Below are 17,539 nucleotides of genomic sequence, written 5' to 3' on the forward strand. Positions count from 1 at the left end.
GTGTCTAGCCGGCAGTTGACCTCAACCTCACTTCAACTCCTACCGTTCCCGAATGGATCAACTCGACGAGGCCCTTCAACGGATCCGGCACTTCGGACCGGAACGGGATGGGTGGCTCTCCAACCATGCGCCCATGGCCGTTGAGGCCCTCGCCCGGCACGGCCACGCCGCGGTCGTCCACCGGTGGCTGGACGGGTACGCGGACCGGCTGGAGGAGCGACCACGGGGAATCGAGCCGATCACCGCCGACGAGTGGCGAGATCCGCTCGGCGACCCCGTACGCACCGGCGATTGGCTCAACTACTTCGATCGAGAGCTGGCCGACGAGCCGTGGCGGCAGGTGCTCGCGCGCTGGTGGCCCCGTCTGCTGCCCGGCATCGCGGCCGGCGCCACCCACGGCGTGATCCGCGTCGGCCACGCTGTTCGCGCTCTGCTGGACGAGGAGACCGTCCCGCGGGTCGGTGAACTCGGGCAGGGACTGGCCTACTGGGCGGCCCGCTGGCAGCCCCTCGCGCCACCCGGAGCCGGGCCGTATCCCGCCATCGATCCCCGCGCCGCGCTCGACGCGGTGCCCCGTGTACCGGACCAGCGGTTCGGCATCCGGGCCCGGCTCGCTCAACTGGCTGACCTGCCCGGCTGGCGGGCGGTGGCCGGCGCGGTGCCGTGCCGAGGAGTAGACAGCGGGGAGGTCGCCGACGGGCCGGCGGCCGTGCCAGCCCGGCTGGCCGGCATCGTGCACGCGGCGGTTACCCGGCACGGCACCCACGGCTACGCCAAGCCGGTCATGCTGGTGCACGCCGCCACCGCCCCGAACGCGGTCCTGCGTACCCTGCCCGTCCTGCCCCGGGAGATCTGGCCGGCCAGCCTCGCCGCCGGCTGGGCCGCCACCGCGGCCGTCACCGCTGCGTACGCTCCGGCGGTCGGAGAACCCCGGCCGTTGCCCGTGGCGGAACGGGATGCGGCCGAGGTCATGCTGCTCGCGGTGGCGTCCGCCGGACCGCACGCCATCAAGTTCGCCGATACCGCGCTCGACGCGTACGCCGGCACCGGTGACGCCGCCCTGCTCGCCGCAGCGGTACGCGCGACAGAACAGATCGGGCCGTGGTGAACCGGAGCGCCCCGGTTCCTGGGTTGTTCCGGGCAAAGTTTCACCGTTGAGACGTCGAGGTGTCACGAAGCCTTGGCGAGGCGTACGAGTCGGTTGGGCAGGTTGAGGCGGTGGCCGCGCCGGAAAGCGGCGCGAGCCGTGGATCAGTCTGGTCTTACCGGGAGTTGCTCGTGCGTACGAAGTGGTTGAGCGGGGTGCTGGCCGTGGTGACGGCGGGCGCGGTGGTTGGTGTGGTGCCGCGGGTGGCGGGGGCGACGGTCTCGGACCCGCCGACCTCGGTTGTCGAGTCGGCGCCCGCGCACACCATCGCGCAGGTGCGGGAGCAGTTCCTGCGGCACGGTCCGGACGCGGAGGTGCTGGTGGCGGCGCACCGTGGGCACTGGCGGGCCGCACCGGAGCTCTCCCTGAAGGCGATCCGGTCCGCGGTGAAGGCGGGCGCGCACGTGGTGGAGATCGATGTCCGGCGTACGGCTGACGGTCATCTGGTGTTGATGCATGACAGCACGGTGGACCGGACGACGGACGGTACCGGTGCGGTGTCGGAGTTGACGCTGGCCGAGGTGAGGCAGCTGCGGTTGAAGGTGGGCCTGGGTGGGAGTCAGGCGCCGTTGACCGACGAGCGGGTACCGACCCTGGCCGAGGCGATGGCGGTGGTGAAGGGCCGCGCTCTGGTCAACCTGGACAAGGCGTGGGAGATTCGGGACGAGGTGTATGACGTCCTGGTCGAGACGGACACGCTTGATCACGGCATCTTCAAGGGGCCGGCGACGCTGGCGGACGCGCAGGAGTTTCTCGACTCCGACCCCGAGATTCTCTACATGCACAAGATCAACGATGACAACGTGGACGAGATCGGCGCGTTCACCGGTCGTGCTCCGCAGGCGTACGAGATCGGCTTCGACCGGCTCACTGATCCGCAGGTGCAGCCGGCGGCGTTGGCGGCGGTCCAGTCGCACGCCCGGGTGTGGATGAACACCTTGTGGTACGGCCAGGCGGCCGGCTACACCGATGAGTCGTCGTTGCGGGATCCGGCGCAGGGCTGGGGTGCGGTGGTGGATCGGCACCAGGCGGACATGATCCAGACCGACAACCCGGAGCAGTTGGTCAGCTGGTTGGCCAGTCGGGACCGGGAGCACGGTGGTCAGGGGGAGTGGCCGTCGTTGCCGAAGGGGTCGGTGCGGGTGCAGGCTGAGGACTACTCGCTGGAGGGTAAGGGGATCGGCTACCACGACCTGGATGACGAGAACCGGGGTGGCACGGCGGGCCGCCAGTATGAGGGCGTGGACATCTGCGACAGCAACGGCGCGCTGGTGATGTGCTACATCCGCGGCGGCGAGTGGGTCAGGTACACGGTCGAGGTGCCGAAGTCGGGGAACTACCGGGCGAGCGTGCGTTTGTCGTCGCCGTACTTCCCGGCGGGCCGCCTCACGATCACCTTCGATGACAAGACGGTGTTTGGTCCGATGGAGGCGACCGGTACGACCTCACACAGCGCGCTCGAGTCCCAGGCGATCGCGGAGACCCACTTCCTGCGGAAGGGTACGCACGAGTTCGAGGTGCGGATGGACGACGCGGTGGACCAGAACTTCAACATCGACTACTTCCAGTTCGACCGCGTCAAGCACTGACCAGCCGAACCGCTGATTTCGTGGAGCCGTCGCGCGGCTCCGAGCGGCCACCCTTCCGTAAGGGTGGCCGCTCGCCGTCTTGGGCGAGGAGATTCAGCTGCGCCGGTGGATCCGACTCGTCCGTCGTAAAACTTGATTCATTCCAGAAGAGTGGTTATCGTCGTCGCGTGACGCCCGACTTCGAGACGCAGCTGCGGGCGGTCTCGTTGCGCGTGACCCGACCTCGGATGGCGGTGCTCGCCGCGTTGCGGGACCATCCGCATGTCGACACCGATGAGGTTATCGCCCTGGTTCGGGTGGATAACCCAACCGTGTCGCACCAGACGGTGTATGACGTGCTCCGCGCGCTCACCACCGCCGGCCTGGTGCGACGCATTCAACCGACCGGCGCCCCCGCTCGGTATGAGTCCCGGGTGGGGGACAACCATCACCACGTCGTGTGCCGGTCCTGCGGAGCGATCGCCGACGTCGACTGCGCGGTTGGTCGCGCTCCCTGCCTCACCGCCTCCGACGACCACGGTTTCGTGGTGGATGAGGCGGAGGTTGTCTACCGGGGCACCTGCCCCAACTGCAAGAAATCGGACGCGCCTTCCGCGCTCCACCATGTGAAGGGAAGTAGATGAGCGACACTCAGGACAACGCCCCCGTCAGCGCGCAGGGCGTGGATCAGAAGGCGGCGGCCGGCTGTCCGGTCGCGCACGACTCCGTCACCGCGCACGGCAGCGAGAGCGAGAGCCCGGCGATCGACTCTCCCAGCGCGGTCGCTGGTGGCCGTCCGCGTACCAACCGGGACTGGTGGCCCAACCAGCTTGACCTGTCGGTACTGTCCACCAACTCGGCGAAGGTCAACCCGCTGGGCGAGGACTTCTCCTACGCCAAGGAGTTCGCCAAGCTCGACATCGAGGCCCTGAAGCGGGACGTCACTGAGGTGCTCACCACCTCGCAGGACTGGTGGCCGGCCGACTTCGGCCACTACGGCGGTCTGATGATCCGGCTGAGCTGGCACGCCGCCGGCACCTACCGCATCCATGACGGCCGCGGTGGCGCCGGCGACGGCGGCCAGCGGTTCGCGCCGCTGAACAGCTGGCCGGACAACGTCAACCTGGACAAGGCCCGGCGGCTGCTGTGGCCGGTCAAGCAGAAGTACGGTCAGAAGATCTCCTGGGCCGACCTGCTCGTGCTCGCCGGCAACGTCGCCCTGGAGTCGATGGGCTTCAAGACGTTCGGGTTCGGTTTCGGCCGGGAGGATGTCTGGGAGCCCGAGGAGATCTTCTGGGGCCCGGAGGACACCTGGCTCGGCGACGAGCGCTACGTCTCCGCGCAGGAGCTCTCGGCGGGCGTCGGGGCGACCGAGATGGGTCTGATCTACGTCAACCCGGAGGGGCCGCGGGGCAACGCGGACCCGGCCTCGGCGGCGTACTTCATCCGGGAGACCTTCCGCCGGATGGCGATGAACGACGAGGAGACCGTGGCCCTCATCGCCGGCGGCCACACCTTCGGTAAGACCCACGGTGCCGCGGTCGCCGACGATCACGTGGGCCCCGAGCCCGAGGGCGCCCCCCTGGAGGCGCAGGGTCTGGGCTGGATGAGCAGCCACGCCAGCGGCGTGGGCGCCGACACGATCTCCAGCGGCCTCGAGGTGACCTGGACCGACCGGCCGACGCAGTGGAGCAACCGCTTCTTCGAGATCCTGTTCGGCTACGAGTGGGAACTCACCACCAGCCCCGGTGGTGCGAAGCAGTGGGTCGCCAAGGACGCAGAGGCGATCATCCCCGACGCGTACGACTCGACCAAGAAGCACAAGCCGACGATGCTCACGACCGACCTGTCGCTGCGCGTCGACCCGGCGTACGAGCGGATCTCGCGTCGCTTCCTGGAGAACCCGGACGAGTTCGCGCTGGCCTTCGCCAAGGCCTGGTACAAGTTGCTGCACCGCGACATGGGTCCGGTCAGCCGGTTCCTCGGGCCCTGGGTGGCGCAGCCGCAGCTGTGGCAGGACCCGGTGCCCGCCGTTGACCACGAGCTCGTCGGCGCGGCCGACATCGCCGCCCTCAAGGCGAAGGTGCTTGAGTCCGGCCTGACGACCGCCCAGCTGGTCTCCACCGCGTGGTCCTCCGCGGCCAGCTTCCGCCACACCGACAAGCGCGGTGGCGCCAACGGTGCCCGGATTCGCCTCGAGCCGCAGCGCAGCTGGGAGGTCAACCAGCCCGAGCAGCTCGCCACCGTCCTGGCGGCGCTGGAGGAGATCCAGCGGGAGTTCAACGCTGCGGGTGGCGCCAAGATCTCGCTCGCGGACCTGATCGTGCTGGCTGGCTCGGCCGCGGTCGAGAAGGCGGCGCGGGACGCCGGGGTCGAGGTGACCGTGCCGTTCCGGCCGGGTCGTACCGATGCCACCCAGGAGCAGACCGATGTCGAGTCCTTCCAGGTGCTCGAGCCGCGGGCCGACGCGTTCCGGAACTACCTGCGTTCCGGTGAGAAGACCCAGCCGGAGGTGCTGCTCATTGACCGCGCCTACCTGCTCAACCTGACCGCACCCGAGATGACCGTCCTCATCGGCGGCCTGCGGGCGCTCGAGGCCAACGCCGGCGACAGCCGGCAGGGCGTTCTCACCGACCGTCCCGGTGTGCTCACCAACGACTTCTTCACCAACCTGCTCGCCTCGGGCGCGCGGTGGAAGGCCTCGGAGTCCGCTGAGCACGGGTACGAGATTCGGGATCTGGCCACCGACAAGGTGAAGTGGACCGCCAGCGCGGTCGACCTCATCTTCGGCTCCAACTCGCAGCTGCGGGCCCTCGCCGAGGTGTACGCCAGCGAGGACGCGCGGGAGAAGTTCGTGCAGGACTTCGTCGCGGCCTGGACCAAGGTCATGGAGCTCGACCGGTTCGACCTCGCCTGATCAAACCCCACGACGAGCCCGGTCGACCCGACGAGGGTCGACCGGGCTCGTCGCTGTCCGACCCAGCGTCGGCGGCGGTGTCTGACCAGGGCGACCGGCGGCTGTGGCAGGTGTCAACCGTCCCGCCCGGCTGGCATGATCTGCGGGCGGTCGAACACCGTGTTGTCGATGATCACGTCAACCAGTCGCAGGGGGCTCACCTCGGTCAGGTAGAGCCGCATGGCCACCAGGTAGCGCTCGCGGTGTATCGCTTCAGCTTCCGCGCCGGCCCAGGTCTGGTCCCGGTAGGTGCCGCGATGCACGGAAGTCTGCTCGTCGACGTCCAGCCAGATCCGATAGTTCCAGTAGTCGTTGATCTCTGGGCGAAACGCGAACACGCCGTCGACGATCAGTACCGCATCCGCCGCCGCTTGGTTGACCACCTCACGGTGGTCACGTTGAGTTAGTGGGTCGATGCTGCACAACACGCATGCACCAGATCCCTCGGGGGCGACCGGCCGCAGCAACAGCCGCGCGACGGCTTCGTAGTCGTAGGCGTTGCGGTAGTAGCCCTCGCCCGATTCCCGGTCATAACGGTGTCGATCCCGCCACGGCCTCTTGAAGTCGTCCAGAGTGGCCCGTAACACGGGTCGGCCCCGGGCGCTGATCTGCTGCGCCAGTTCATGGCCGAAGCTGGTCTTACCTGCAGCGGTCAACCCGTCGATGCCCACCCGCAGCCGTCCGTCGCCGCACGCCAACACCCGCTCGGCGACCTCGGCGACCAACGCCGAGCGCACCGCCGACCCGACGGCCGGTAGCGGCTGCTGCCACGTCGACACCGACATCTGCACCACGCCATGACCCTCCATGATCGGAATCTAACCCAGAGGCCACCAAGGACGACAGGCCTTAGCAGCCGATCTGTATCGCTGCCATATTTTTATTGTCATCGAAGCCACAGTCATCACTCTCTGGTGGCGATGATGGCCGTCTGCGTAGGCTCACCAGTGCGAGTGGAACGAGTTCTCGCTCGATTCTGACTTGGGGCGATCCCGCGCAACGGAGTGTGGAGGTGGCTGATCCGATGGACGAAACCACGTACGAGGTCGTGATTGTCGGAGCCGGACCAACCGGGCTGCTGCTGGCCGGTGATCTAGCGGAGGCCGGGGTTCGGGTCGCTGTTCTGGAGAAGCGCCGCGAGGAGTCGAACCTGACCCGAGCGTTCGGGGTGCACGCCCGGACGCTCGAACAGTTCGACGCCCGTGGGCTCGCCGACCAGCTGGTCGACACCGGCAAGGCGCTGGGCCGGCTCCGGTTGTTCGGCACAGTGTCGGTGTCCCTCGCGTCGCTGCCGACCCGTTTCCCGTTCCTGCTCGTCACCCCCCAGTACCAGGTGGAGCGACTGTTGCTGGAGCGCGCCCTAGCGGGTGGGGTCGAGCTGATCCGTGGTGCCCGGGTCATCAAGATCGAGTCAGGTCAGGATGAGGTGCAGCTGACCGTTGACCGCGACGGGGACGTCCACACGTTGACGGGCCGGTACGTCGTTGGCACCGACGGACGCCACTCCACGGTGCGGGAACAGCTCGGCCTGGACTTCCCGGGCCACGCCGTTCTCCGTTCACTGATCTTGGCTGACGTCCAGCTCACCGAGTCGCCGCCGGAGGTGCTGACGGTCCTGGGCAACCAGCATGGCTTCTGCCTGATCGTCCCGTTCGGCGACGGTTGGTACCGGGTGATGGCGCGGGACCCGAACTGGGAACCGCCCGACAGCACGCCGGTCACCCTCGAGGAGATCGCCACGCTGGTGCGCCGGATCGCCGGCACTGACTACGGCATGCACAGTCCCCGCTGGATGTCCCGCTTCCACAGCGACGAGCGACAAGCAACCGCCTACCGGCAGGGGCGGGTGCTGCTCGCCGGTGACGCCGCCCACGTCCACTCGCCGGCCGGTGGCATGGGCATGAACACCGGTCTGCAGGACGCCGCCAACCTGGGGTGGAAGCTCGCTGCCGTGGTGCAGGGGCGGGCTGGTGACAGTCTGCTCGACACGTACGAGGCGGAGCGCCGGCCGGTCGGTCGGATGGTGCTGCGTACCAGTGGCGGGCTGATCCGGGCGGTGATCCTCCGTTCCTCGCTCGCGCGGGCGGCCCGCAACGGACTCTTCCGCGCCGGCATCGCCGTGCGTCCCCTGGGCGACCAGCTGCGAATGCGGCTCAGCGGGATCGGCGTACGCTATCCCGCCGCCCGCGGCGCGCATCCGCTGGTCGGCCAGCGCGCCCCCGACCTCGTCGCCCAGGACGGGAGTCGGCTGTACCCGGCGCTGCGGGGTGGCGGTTTCGTCCTGGTGGATCCGGCTCCGAGCGGCTCCGGCTACGACCACCTGGTGACGTTCCGGCCGGCGGAGCCGACCACGCCGATGTTGGTGCGGCCTGATGGATATGTCGCCTGGGCCGGTTCCACCGGGCCCGACCTGGACCGGGCCCTGTCCGCCTGGGGCGCCGCCCGGTCAGCGTCGTGACCTGCTTCGGGTAGCTCCACTCCGGTCTCGCGTCCAGCGGATCGCCCGGGAGCCGTGTGCCACCGGCGGGGCCACCGAAGGGGAGCCGGTGGCCACCGTCGGGGCCACGAGACACCCGGTGGTCATCTACTCTGGCACCTCCTCCGGACGGGTGAGAAGGGTGACATGAGCTACGCGGCGCTGTTTCGACCGGTGCTTGACCGGGTGTATGTGGGCCTTCGCGGCCTGGGGCGGGACCGCATCCTGGCGGTCTATGACCAGTACAACGTCCGTCCCGGCTTCGAGAGCAGCTTTTACTTCGGGCTGCTGGCGCGGCCGATGCCCGCCGAGAGTTTCGCGGCGGCCACCACCTACTCCGGCTCCAACATGACCGGCGGGCTCGAACAGGGCATGGCCGAGGTTGACGCTGACGGCACCTGGCGGCTGACCTCACGCGGGCGGGAGGTGGCACTCGCGGTGCAGCGTGCGATCGGCGACTGGGCCGAAGAGCTCTGGGATCGGCGGCTGATCGGCACGATGCCGGGGTTGGCCGCTGTTCCTCGGCTGGCAGATCTTGTCGGTCGGCTGCTGGAGGCGGGTCAGGTCACCGGTGGGCCGGCGTTTCGCGCGATGGCACCGGTGTACGAGCCAGCTGACGCCACTGCGGCTCTCCGCCTCAGCTCTCGGCTCGGAGCGCTGCGTCATCACCGCGCGGACGCGCACCGGGCGGCCTGGACCGCCGCGGGTTTCAGCCCGGCAGAGCTCAGAGCATTGCCGCCCGAGGAGCCAGCTCGACAAGCTATCGAGGACGAGACCAACCGGCTGGATGAGCGGATTTATCAGGCCCTGTCCGGGTCCGAGCGGGTCGAGCTGCTCGCCGGCCTGGGGGCGCTTCCCGGGTGACGTAGCTGCAGCGGCGGCGACGGGTACCCGGAATTGCTCCGGGAAATCGATCTCGCCAGGCGAAATTCAGGCGCTGGCCGCCGTGGTGGGCGCGGTGGCCAGCGGGGCCGGGTCCGGCGGCTGTGGTGGCTCGGAGAGACAGGCGAAGGTCTCGATGATCCGGCCGATCGGACCGATCGCCAGCACCGGCGGGTCGGTTGGCCGCGGTGGTCCGATCAGGATCCGCCCGACTGTCGCGCCGCGCTGGGTCAGCTCCACCTCGGCAGTACCCACCAGGTAACTCGCCGGCTCCTCGTCAACGAGGGCGCTGATCAGCGTACTGTGCGCCCGTACCAGCACGATCTGGGCGTGGTAGGTGCTGGGTCGGGCAACGACCGGAACGGCCGAACTGCCGGCGGACACCGTCCACGCGGTCGGTACATCGGTGCTCCGTCCCTTCCCGCGTAGGCCCACCAGCACCAGGTCACCGGGTTCGCGGTCCGGCACGAGTAGGGTCAGTCGGGGACGGCTGACTACTGCGGCCGTGCGGTGGAGTCGTTCCGCCAGGACGTGGCAGCAGTGACCATCGAGCAGGCGTGTCACCTGCCGGAAGTACCCCGGCGTGGTGCCGACCAACCGGGAGAACTGGGTGGTGAAGGTGGCGGCGCTGGTGTAGCCGACGCACCGACTGATCGCGGTGACAGTCCGATCCGTGTGCAGCAGTAATCGCCGTGCCTCCGCCATACGGAGCGCGGCGAGGAAACGGGCCGGCGTCATCGTGGTCACATCTCGGAACAGTCGATGGAAGTAGAAGGGGCTGAACGGCGCTACCCGAGCCAGGTCGGCCAACTGCAGCGGCTCGGCCAGGTGCTGGCGCATGTAGTCGATCGCCTGTGCGGCGGCCGCCTTTCGGGCCTGGTCCGCCAGGTAGGGCGAGACGCCGGAGGTTGAATTCATGTGCGCCCCCTGTACGGTTGCTCGGGCACCCATGGAGAATTCTGCTGAGGCCTTCTTGAGACTTTCTTGAAGCCGCCACCACGCATCCCCTGGTGCGGACGCAGGTAGCGTCATTCTGCTTGCGACCCGTGGCCAGCAGGGGACCGGAACATAACTCGGAAAGATTTACGACCATCCCCGATTCAGTCGCCGAGGTGGCAGCCGCAGGTGCACCGGGCCGAGGGCGGTTCCCCCGCGCAACCACCCTCCTGGAACAGCTGCCGGGCTAAGGCATGAACCGTGCCGAGCATGTGGTACGTCCGGCCGGCGGGACCGTGCCGAACCTCCAACACCGACTTGTCGACCAGTCCATCCAGTAGCACCCGCACGGTGCGGGGGTCATCGATCAGCGCCGCACCCGCACCCACGCCGGCACCCGCAGCGGCCGCCAGATCGAAGTCGGCGGGCATCGCCCCGAGCCCGGTAAAACAGCGCAGCTCCGCCGCGTCGAGCAACTCGATGCTGCGGTGCACAGCGGCGTGTAACGACCGATGGTGACTCGGCACCCCTCGCCGCGGCGGCCGGAGCCAATGCAGCGGATCGGCGACGGCCTCAACCAGGGCGTCCAGCCGCTGCGTCCGCAGACACGCTGCGGCCAGCTCGATGGCGAGGGGGAGGCCGTCCAGGGCCCGGCACACCGTGGTAACCCGGGGCAGGGTGGACTCGTCCAATCGGAAGCTCGGTCGCACCTGAGTGGCCCGCCGGGCGAACAACTGTTGCGCGGGTGGAGGTGCCGACAACCCTGGTTCCGGATCGATGCGCAATGGCCGGACCGGATACACCGCCTCGTACCGCATCCCGAGTAGCTCGCGCGAGGTCAACAGGACGGTGAGGCCGGGACAGCCCCGGAGCAGCTCGTCCGCCAGGTCGGCCGTCGCATCGGTGACCAACTCGGCGTTGTCGATCACGAGCAGTAGCCGTCGGTCGTGCAGCTGACGTACCAGGGGCACGGGTGGTTCCGTCGTGCACCGCGGTGGGGAGGTGACCACGGCGATCACCGCCCGTTCGAGAGCGGGTCCCGTGCGTACGTCCGTCAGGTCGACCACCGCCACCCCGTCGGCGTGCCGCTCCCGCTGCTGCTCGGCGACGGCCAGGCCGAGCGCGGACTTGCCCACCCCGGCCGGACCGGTGAGGCTCACCAGGCGATACCCGTGGAGCAGGTCGCTAACTGCCGCAAGATCGTTCGATCGTCCGGTCAGCTCGTCGATCAGGGGCGCCGTTCCACGCCACGGTGCGGCGTGCGCCGGGCTCGGGCGGTGGGTGGACGACGAGGTCAGCTTGGCGTCCAACACCTCGCGGTACGCTGCGGACAGTTCGGACCCCGGGTCCACCCCGAGGTCGAGTCGAAGCCGCTCGCGGACCTCGGCGTACCGCTCGATGGCCCGAGCCCGCTGGCCGATTCGGGCCAGGGTCTGCAACAGTCGGGCCTGCACCCGCTCGTTGAGTGGCTCGGTCAGGGCGAGTTGTTCGGCAACGGGCAGGACTGCCTCCGGTCGGTCCAGCTCCAGCCCGAGGCCGACATAGTTGAGCGCCGAGGCCAGGAACTCCTGCCGCAGCGGACGGATGTCGTCCTGCTCGACCAGGAGCGCGGCCAGCTCGCTGACCTGGGGATCTCGCCACCGGCCAAGGCTCTCGCCGTAGCGGGCGAAGGCGTCGGTCGGCTGGCCGTGCTCCCGGAGTACTGCGGCCTCCCGGACTTCGGCACGAAACGCGTGCAGGTCGAGTTGCCCGATACCGACCGCCAGCCGGTATCCGCCGGGTACCGACGCGATGACGTTGGTTCGTCGATGGCGCGGTGTGTCCGGCTCCAGCACCTGGCGCAGTCGGGCGACATAGGTGTGTACGAGGTTGGCGGCCCGGGCCGGTGACTGTCCCGCCCAGAGCGCGGCGATCACCTCATCGAGTGGTACGTGTCGTCCGGCCCGGAGCGCCAGCAGGGCGAGAATTGCTCGTTGTTTCGGGGGGCCCAGGTCGATCTCGCTACCGCGGATCGTCGCTTGGATGGGACCGAGGATCTGAATATAGGGTTCGATCTCGATCCGGTTCATGTTTCCCCCAAGCTGTCGTGCCGCCGCGCTCGGTTCGTAGCTATTTTAAGTTAGGTTTCCGGGCGTCTGAAGTGGCTATTCGGCTGCCTGGGGTGGTAGGTGCTCGGGCCGCGCCTGCCCATCTTCGCTTTTGGCTGCTCTGGCGTGATCGATTTTGGATTGGTGTCGGTCGCTTGGCGGAGCATTTCGATGTTCTTCAGGATGGGGAATCCACGAGGAGGACGATCTTTCCCCGCCCGTGCCCGGTCCCGATCGAGCGGTGTGCCTCGGCGGCCTGCGCGAGTGGGAGCGCCTGTCGAATGTGCAGTTTGAGCTTGCCCTGTGCGTGGAGCTCGGCCAGCTCGGCGAGCTGGGCGTTGGACCGTTTCGTTGTGACGGTCGGAACTCCGAGTTCGGCGGCGAGTTCGTCGGAGACCATGGTGCGGACCCGGTTCTTGTCCTGGACCAGTTCTATCGAGGCGCGCAGCGCGTCGTCGCCGGCGATGTCCAGGGCGGCGTCCACCCCGTCGGGTGCCAGGGCGCGTACCCGCTCGACCAATCCAGCGCCGTAGGTCACCGGGGCTACGCCCATCGACCGCAGGTAGTCGTGGTTGGCCTCGCTCGCCGTGCCGATGACGGTGCTCGCTCCCCAGGCCTGGGCCAGCTGGGCGGCGAAGGTGCCCAGGGCGCCCGCCGCGGCGTGGATCAGGACCGTGTCGCCGGGCCCGACCTTCATCTGGCGCAGGCACATGTGCGCACCGAGGCCGTTGGCGGAGAAGCCGCCCGCGATGTCCCAGGGCATGCTCGTCGGTTTGACCGTTACCTGCTCGGGGGAGACCACCACGTACTCGGCGTAGGCGCCCAGCGTGCAGTAGCCGAGCACGTTGTCCCCCACCGAGTGTCCGGTGACACCTTCGCCAACCTGGTCCACGACGCCCGCGTACTCGTTACCGGGTACGACCGGGAAGGAGTTGTCGACCGTCGGCGGTGCCCATCCCTTCCGGATGGCGGTGTCGAAGTGGTTGACCCCGGCCGACCGCACGCGCACACGCAGTTGGCCGGGGCCGGCCTCAGGAGTGGTGATCTCGGTCAGCGTCAGAACCTCCGGTCCACCGAAGGATGTCAAGGCGGCAGCTTTCATGAGGGTCTCTTCTCACTTCCCTTGTCCTGGATCTGGGGCTTCGACGCGGAGTGACACCGGGTGCTCGGGCCCGGGGGTGCCCCGGTGGCCCCGGCAGCGGAGGGAAGTATCAAACCTCAAGTCCACTACAGGTCAAGGCTGACGCTGGCGATTCAGGTAGCAACGGAGAGATACGTGAATTCTATGCATTTAACCTTATTGCTGCCGGTGTTGGCCCGCTGACAGACTGGCGGGCATGGCTGACATGCGTGATCCGAAGGGCGTGCTGCATCACTACCTGCAGGCGACTCGTGACGACCTGATCTGGAAGCTCGACGGGCTGGGCGAACGCGAGGCGAGATGGCCGCGTACGTCAACCGGCAACAACCTGCTGGGAATCCTCAAACACTGCCTCAACGTCGAAGCTGGCTACTTTGGTCCTACCTTCGGGCGTGAGTTCCCCACGCCGGAGGAACTGGTTTCAGTGGAGGCGCATGAGAAGGATTCACAGGCGGACTGGTATGCGGAGGTAGACGAGACGAAGGATGGGCTGATCGAGCTGTATCGGCGGGTCGCCGCCTTCGCGGATGAGACGATCGAGCAGCTTCCACTCGATGCCCCCGGGCGGGTGAGCTGGTGGCGACCAGGCCGGCAGGAGGTAACCCTGCAACGAATCATCGTTCACGTCACCTGTGACCTGACCCGGCACGTGGGCCAGGCTGACATCCTGCGCGAGCAGCACGACGGAGCGATCGGTTGGCATGCGGGCAACAGCAGCGTTCCCGACTACGACTGGTCGGGCTATGTCGTGCGGCTGACCGACCTCGCCCAGCGGTTCGGATAACGCACGGTCCGCGCGACCACGTGCGTGGCGCGCGGGTTCGCCTTCCTGAGGACCTGTGCCGCGACCGCAGCCATCTCCCACCCACTGGGCTACGATCTTCGGGCGAGGCGTTGATGGGGACGAGTACCTCCGTACGCAGCCGTTAGCGACCCGGGGATGGTGGAAGCCCGGGGGTCTGCACGGCGGGAAGATCACCCCGGAGTCGTCGGAAGAAAGGCCGCGCGGCCGAGTAGAACCGACCGCACCCTGAAGTGAGCGGGCCGTACGCGGCCAAGGAGGGTGGTACCGCGGGACCTCGGGGTCTCGTCCCTCCGCCGGAGCTTGCCATCCGTGTTCCGTCGGAGGAGATGTGCGTGTACCACAACGTTCCCACCCAGATCGACCTGCCCACCCTGGACCATGAGGTCCTGCGCTTCTGGCGGGAGAGTGACGTCTTCGCCCGGAGCCTGAAGCAGTCGCAGGGCCGCCCGGAGTGGGTGTTCTACGAGGGGCCGCCGACCGCCAACGGTATGCCCGGTGCCCACCACATCGAGGCGCGGGTCTTCAAGGACGTCTTCCCCCGCTATCGGACGATGAAGGGCTTCCACGTCAACCGCAAGGCGGGCTGGGACTGCCACGGACTCCCGGTCGAGCTGGCCGTCGAGCGAGAGCTGGGCTTCTCCGGCAAGCAGGACATCGAGGCCTTCGGCGTCGCCGAGTTCAACGCCCGTTGTCGGGAGTCGGTCACCCGGCACACCGACGCTTTCACGGAACTCACCGAGCGGATGGGCTACTGGGTCGACCTGGCCGACGCCTACCGGACGATGGATCCGGCGTACGTCGAGTCGGTCTGGTGGTCACTCAAACAGATCTTCGACCGGGGCCTGCTGGTGGAGGATTTCCGGGTCGCGCCGTGGTGCCCACGGGACGAGACCGGGCTGTCCGACCATGAGGTGGGCCAGGGGTACGAAACGGTGGTCGACCCGTCGGTACTCGTCCGCTTCCCGTTGACCACCGGCCCGCTGGCCGGCCGCGCGGCGCTGTTGGTCTGGACCACGACTCCGTGGACGCTGCCGGCGAACGTCGCGGTTGCGGTGCACCCTGACGTCCGGTACGTGGTGGTGACCGACGGTGAGGAGCAGCTCGTCGTCGCCGAGCCGCTCCTCGCGTCGGCACTCGGCGACGGGTGGGACCTCACCGGGGAGTCGTTCCGCGGCAAGGAACTGGAACGATGGACCTATCGCCCGCCGTTCGCGCTGGTTGACGTCGAGGGCGCGCACATCGTGGTGCTGGCGTCGTTCGTGACCACGGAGAGTGGCACCGGACTGGTGCACCAGGCGCCGGCTTTCGGCGCCGACGACCTGGCCACCAGCCGCGCGTACGGCCTGCCGATGGTCAACCCGGTCCGGTCCGACGGTCGCTTCGACCTGGACCTGCCGCTCGTCGGCGGGGTCTTCTTCAAGGCGGCGGACCGGCCACTGATCGAGGATCTCGCGGCCCGAGGTCTGCTGTTCCGTGAGTTCCCGTACGAGCACAGCTACCCACACTGCTGGCGTTGTCACACGGCGTTGATCTACTACGCCCAGCCGTCCTGGTACATCCGCACCACGGCCGTTCGGGACGCCTTGTTGCGGGAGAACGAACGGACCACCTGGCATCCGGCGACCGTGAAGCACGGCCGGTACGGCGACTGGCTGGCCAACAACGTCGACTGGGCGCTCTCCCGGCGGCGCTACTGGGGTACTCCGTTGCCGATCTGGCGGTGTCCCGAGGGGCATCTGACCTGCGTGGGCTCGTTGGCCGAGCTGAGCGAGTTGACCGGAACCGACCACAGCGAGCTTGACCCGCACCGACCTTTCGTGGACGAGGTGACCCTCGCCTGCGGGTGCGGCGCGACGGCTCGGCGAGTCGAAGAGGTTATTGACGCCTGGTACGACTCGGGCGCTATGCCGTTCGCACAGTTCGGGTACCCGAACCGCGGCGCGGACGAGTTCGCCGCACAGTACCCGGCGCAGTTCATCTCGGAGGCCATCGACCAGACCCGCGGTTGGTTCTACACCCTGATGACGGTGGGCACGCTGGTATTCGACCAGTCGCCGTACGAGACGGTGGTCTGCCTCGGGCACATCCTGGCCGAGGACGGGCGAAAGATGTCCAAGCACCTCGGCAACACCCTGGAGCCGATCCCGCTGCTGGACCGGCACGGCGCCGACGCCGTCCGATGGTTCATGGCCGCGGTCGGTTCTCCCTGGTCAGCTCGTCGGATCGGGCACACCGCGCTCCAGGAGGTGGTCCGCAAGGTACTGCTCACCTACTGGAACACCGTCGCCTTCCAGGCCCGGTACGGCCGTACCGCGGGTTGGTCACCGTCACCCGCCGACCCGTCCCCCGCCGACCGGCCCGTGCTGGACCGGTGGCTCCTCTCCGAGCTGCACCTTCTGGTGGGGCGGGTTGACGCGGCTCTGGCCGACTTCGACACGCACCAGGCGGGTCGACTGCTGTCGGCGTTCATCGACGAGTTGTCCAACTGGTACGTACGGCGCAGCCGGCGGCGGTTCTGGCAGGGCGAGCGGGCGGCCCTGGCGACCCTGCACGAGACGCTCTCCACTCTCACGCTCCTGATTGCGCCGATCACCCCGTTCATCGCCGAGCGGGTCTGGCAGGATCTGGTGGCACCGGTCACCCCGGACGCCGCACCCTCGGTGCACCTGGCCGCCTACCCGGTGGCAGACCCGGCGCTGGTGGACCGGGGGCTGTCCGAACAGATGGCCCTGGCCCGGCGCTTGGTGGAGCTGGGGCGCACCGCGCGGGCTGAGTCGGGGATGAAGGTCCGCCAACCGCTGTCCCGAGCTCTCGCCTCCGGTCCCGGCTTCGCCACGCTCCCGCCCGAGCTCCTCGCCCAAGTCGCAGCGGAGCTGAACGTGGGCTCGGTTGCCGCGCTCGGTGCCGGCGGGGACTCGCTGGTGGACACCACGGCGAAGGCGAACTTCCGTGCTCTGGGACGGCGGCTTGGTAAGGCGGTCCAGCAGGTGGCCGCGGCCATCGCCGCAACCGACCCGGCGGCACTTCGCGACGCCCTCCGCGAGAGCGGAACGGCCACGATCTCCGTGGCCGGTGAGCCGGTGCTGCTCCAGCCGGACGATGTCGTCTTCACCGAGACTCCCCGTACGGGTTGGGCGGTGGCCAGTGAGGCAGGAGCGACCGTCGCCCTGGACCTGGATCTCACCCCCGAGTTGCGTCGTGCCGGGCTGGCCCGGGATGCGATCCGACTGGTTCAGGAGGCCCGTAAGAACAGTGGCCTTGAGGTCACCGACCGGATCAAGTTGCGCTACCAGCCCCACCGGGAGGAAACCGCCCGGGCTCTTGCGGAGCACCGGGCCTTCGTCGCCGACGAGGTACTTGCGACCGACTGTGCCGAGGGCACGCCTACCTGGCCGGACGCGGAGCCGTGCACCGACGAGTCGCTCGGCCTGACCTTTTGGCTCCGTCTGGCCTGAGATGTTGGTACCGGGCCAGGAAGGCGCCTGGGATGAGGGGGTCCGCCTTCCTGGCCCGGGGTCATCCGGGCGATGGCGCGTGGCGA

At 68.6% G+C, this 17,539-nt stretch carries 12 protein-coding genes; 8 read left to right on the forward strand and 4 right to left on the reverse strand.

The window, feature by feature from the left end; genetic code table 11:
- The first annotated feature begins 52 nt into the window (after nucleotides 1–52).
- The 4 genes from SALPAC4_RS0120270 (at nucleotide 53) to katG (ending at nucleotide 5,632) form a co-directional block, all read left to right on the forward strand.
- Nucleotides 53–1,108: a questin oxidase family protein gene (locus SALPAC4_RS0120270; protein ID WP_019871897.1), complete on the forward strand. Its 1,056-nt coding sequence runs from the start codon at nucleotides 53–55 to the stop codon at nucleotides 1,106–1,108.
- Nucleotides 1,109–1,278: 170 nt separating this feature from the next.
- The gene (locus SALPAC4_RS0120275) at nucleotides 1,279–2,736 is read left to right on the forward strand and encodes a glycerophosphodiester phosphodiesterase family protein (protein ID WP_027644914.1); all 1,458 of its coding nucleotides are present in this window, start codon (nucleotides 1,279–1,281) and stop codon (nucleotides 2,734–2,736) included.
- Nucleotides 2,737–2,903: 167 nt separating this feature from the next.
- Complete coding sequence (locus SALPAC4_RS0120280; RefSeq protein WP_018219998.1) at nucleotides 2,904–3,359, forward strand: Fur family transcriptional regulator; 456 nt, start codon at nucleotides 2,904–2,906, stop codon at nucleotides 3,357–3,359.
- Entirely contained in the window at nucleotides 3,356–5,632 is a 2,277-nt protein-coding gene (katG, locus tag SALPAC4_RS0120285) for a catalase/peroxidase HPI (protein ID WP_019871899.1), read from the forward strand. The genes SALPAC4_RS0120280 and katG overlap by 4 nt, the downstream gene beginning before the upstream one ends.
- A gap of 113 nt (nucleotides 5,633–5,745) precedes the next feature.
- On the opposite strand, the gene SALPAC4_RS0120290 is transcribed toward katG, so the two are convergent.
- The gene (locus SALPAC4_RS0120290) at nucleotides 5,746–6,456 is read right to left on the reverse strand and encodes a nucleoside/nucleotide kinase family protein (protein WP_109746125.1); all 711 of its coding nucleotides are present in this window, start codon (nucleotides 6,454–6,456) and stop codon (nucleotides 5,746–5,748) included.
- 221 nt (nucleotides 6,457–6,677) lie between these two features.
- Between SALPAC4_RS0120290 and SALPAC4_RS0120295 the strand changes: the two genes are divergently transcribed.
- Together SALPAC4_RS0120295 and SALPAC4_RS0120300 are read left to right on the forward strand one after the other, a co-directional pair.
- A complete protein-coding gene (locus SALPAC4_RS0120295) occupies nucleotides 6,678–8,129 on the forward strand; it encodes an FAD-dependent monooxygenase (RefSeq protein WP_019871901.1) in 1,452 nt (483 codons plus the stop codon).
- A gap of 165 nt (nucleotides 8,130–8,294) precedes the next feature.
- Complete coding sequence (locus SALPAC4_RS0120300; protein ID WP_019871902.1) at nucleotides 8,295–9,011, forward strand: hypothetical protein; 717 nt, start codon at nucleotides 8,295–8,297, stop codon at nucleotides 9,009–9,011.
- 66 nt (nucleotides 9,012–9,077) lie between these two features.
- Here SALPAC4_RS0120300 and SALPAC4_RS0120305 read toward each other — a convergent pair whose 3' ends face one another.
- From SALPAC4_RS0120305 to SALPAC4_RS0120315, 3 genes are all read right to left on the reverse strand, one after another.
- Nucleotides 9,078–9,947, reverse strand: a complete 870-nt coding sequence (locus SALPAC4_RS0120305) for a helix-turn-helix domain-containing protein (protein WP_019871903.1) — start codon at nucleotides 9,945–9,947, stop codon at nucleotides 9,078–9,080.
- Nucleotides 9,948–10,129: 182 nt separating this feature from the next.
- The gene (locus SALPAC4_RS0120310; RefSeq protein ID WP_019871904.1) at nucleotides 10,130–12,034 is read right to left on the reverse strand and encodes a BTAD domain-containing putative transcriptional regulator; all 1,905 of its coding nucleotides are present in this window, start codon (nucleotides 12,032–12,034) and stop codon (nucleotides 10,130–10,132) included.
- A gap of 196 nt (nucleotides 12,035–12,230) precedes the next feature.
- The gene (locus SALPAC4_RS0120315; RefSeq protein ID WP_019871905.1) at nucleotides 12,231–13,154 is read right to left on the reverse strand and encodes an NADP-dependent oxidoreductase; all 924 of its coding nucleotides are present in this window, start codon (nucleotides 13,152–13,154) and stop codon (nucleotides 12,231–12,233) included.
- A gap of 235 nt (nucleotides 13,155–13,389) precedes the next feature.
- Here SALPAC4_RS0120315 and SALPAC4_RS0120320 point away from each other — a divergent pair, with 235 nt between their 5' ends.
- Together SALPAC4_RS0120320 and ileS are read left to right on the forward strand one after the other, a co-directional pair.
- On the forward strand, nucleotides 13,390–13,977 hold the full coding sequence (locus SALPAC4_RS0120320) for a DinB family protein (RefSeq protein WP_019871906.1): 588 nt from the start codon (nucleotides 13,390–13,392) through the stop codon (nucleotides 13,975–13,977).
- A gap of 353 nt (nucleotides 13,978–14,330) precedes the next feature.
- On the forward strand, nucleotides 14,331–17,453 hold the full coding sequence (gene ileS, locus SALPAC4_RS0120325) for an isoleucine--tRNA ligase (RefSeq protein WP_027644915.1): 3,123 nt from the start codon (nucleotides 14,331–14,333) through the stop codon (nucleotides 17,451–17,453).
- Nucleotides 17,454–17,539: the final 86 nt, after the last annotated feature.

The organism is Salinispora oceanensis (assembly GCF_000383575.1).
Taxonomy (GTDB): Bacteria; Actinomycetota; Actinomycetes; order Mycobacteriales; family Micromonosporaceae; genus Micromonospora; species Micromonospora oceanensis.

Excerpts from the sequence above, each read along its gene's own strand:
- SALPAC4_RS0120305 (WP_019871903.1), bottom strand. The coding sequence starts at position 9,947 with ATGAATTCAACCTCCGGCGTCTCGCCCTACCTGGCGGACCAGGCCCGA.
- SALPAC4_RS0120320 (WP_019871906.1), top strand. The coding sequence starts at position 13,390 with ATGGCTGACATGCGTGATCCGAAGGGCGTGCTGCATCACTACCTGCAG.
- SALPAC4_RS0120310 (WP_019871904.1), bottom strand. The coding sequence starts at position 12,034 with ATGAACCGGATCGAGATCGAACCCTATATTCAGATCCTCGGTCCCATC.
- katG (WP_019871899.1), top strand. The coding sequence starts at position 3,356 with ATGAGCGACACTCAGGACAACGCCCCCGTCAGCGCGCAGGGCGTGGAT.
- SALPAC4_RS0120270 (WP_019871897.1), top strand. The coding sequence starts at position 53 with ATGGATCAACTCGACGAGGCCCTTCAACGGATCCGGCACTTCGGACCG.
- SALPAC4_RS0120290 (WP_109746125.1), bottom strand. The coding sequence starts at position 6,456 with ATGTCGGTGTCGACGTGGCAGCAGCCGCTACCGGCCGTCGGGTCGGCG.
- SALPAC4_RS0120300 (WP_019871902.1), top strand. The coding sequence starts at position 8,295 with ATGAGCTACGCGGCGCTGTTTCGACCGGTGCTTGACCGGGTGTATGTG.
- SALPAC4_RS0120315 (WP_019871905.1), bottom strand. The coding sequence starts at position 13,154 with ATGAAAGCTGCCGCCTTGACATCCTTCGGTGGACCGGAGGTTCTGACG.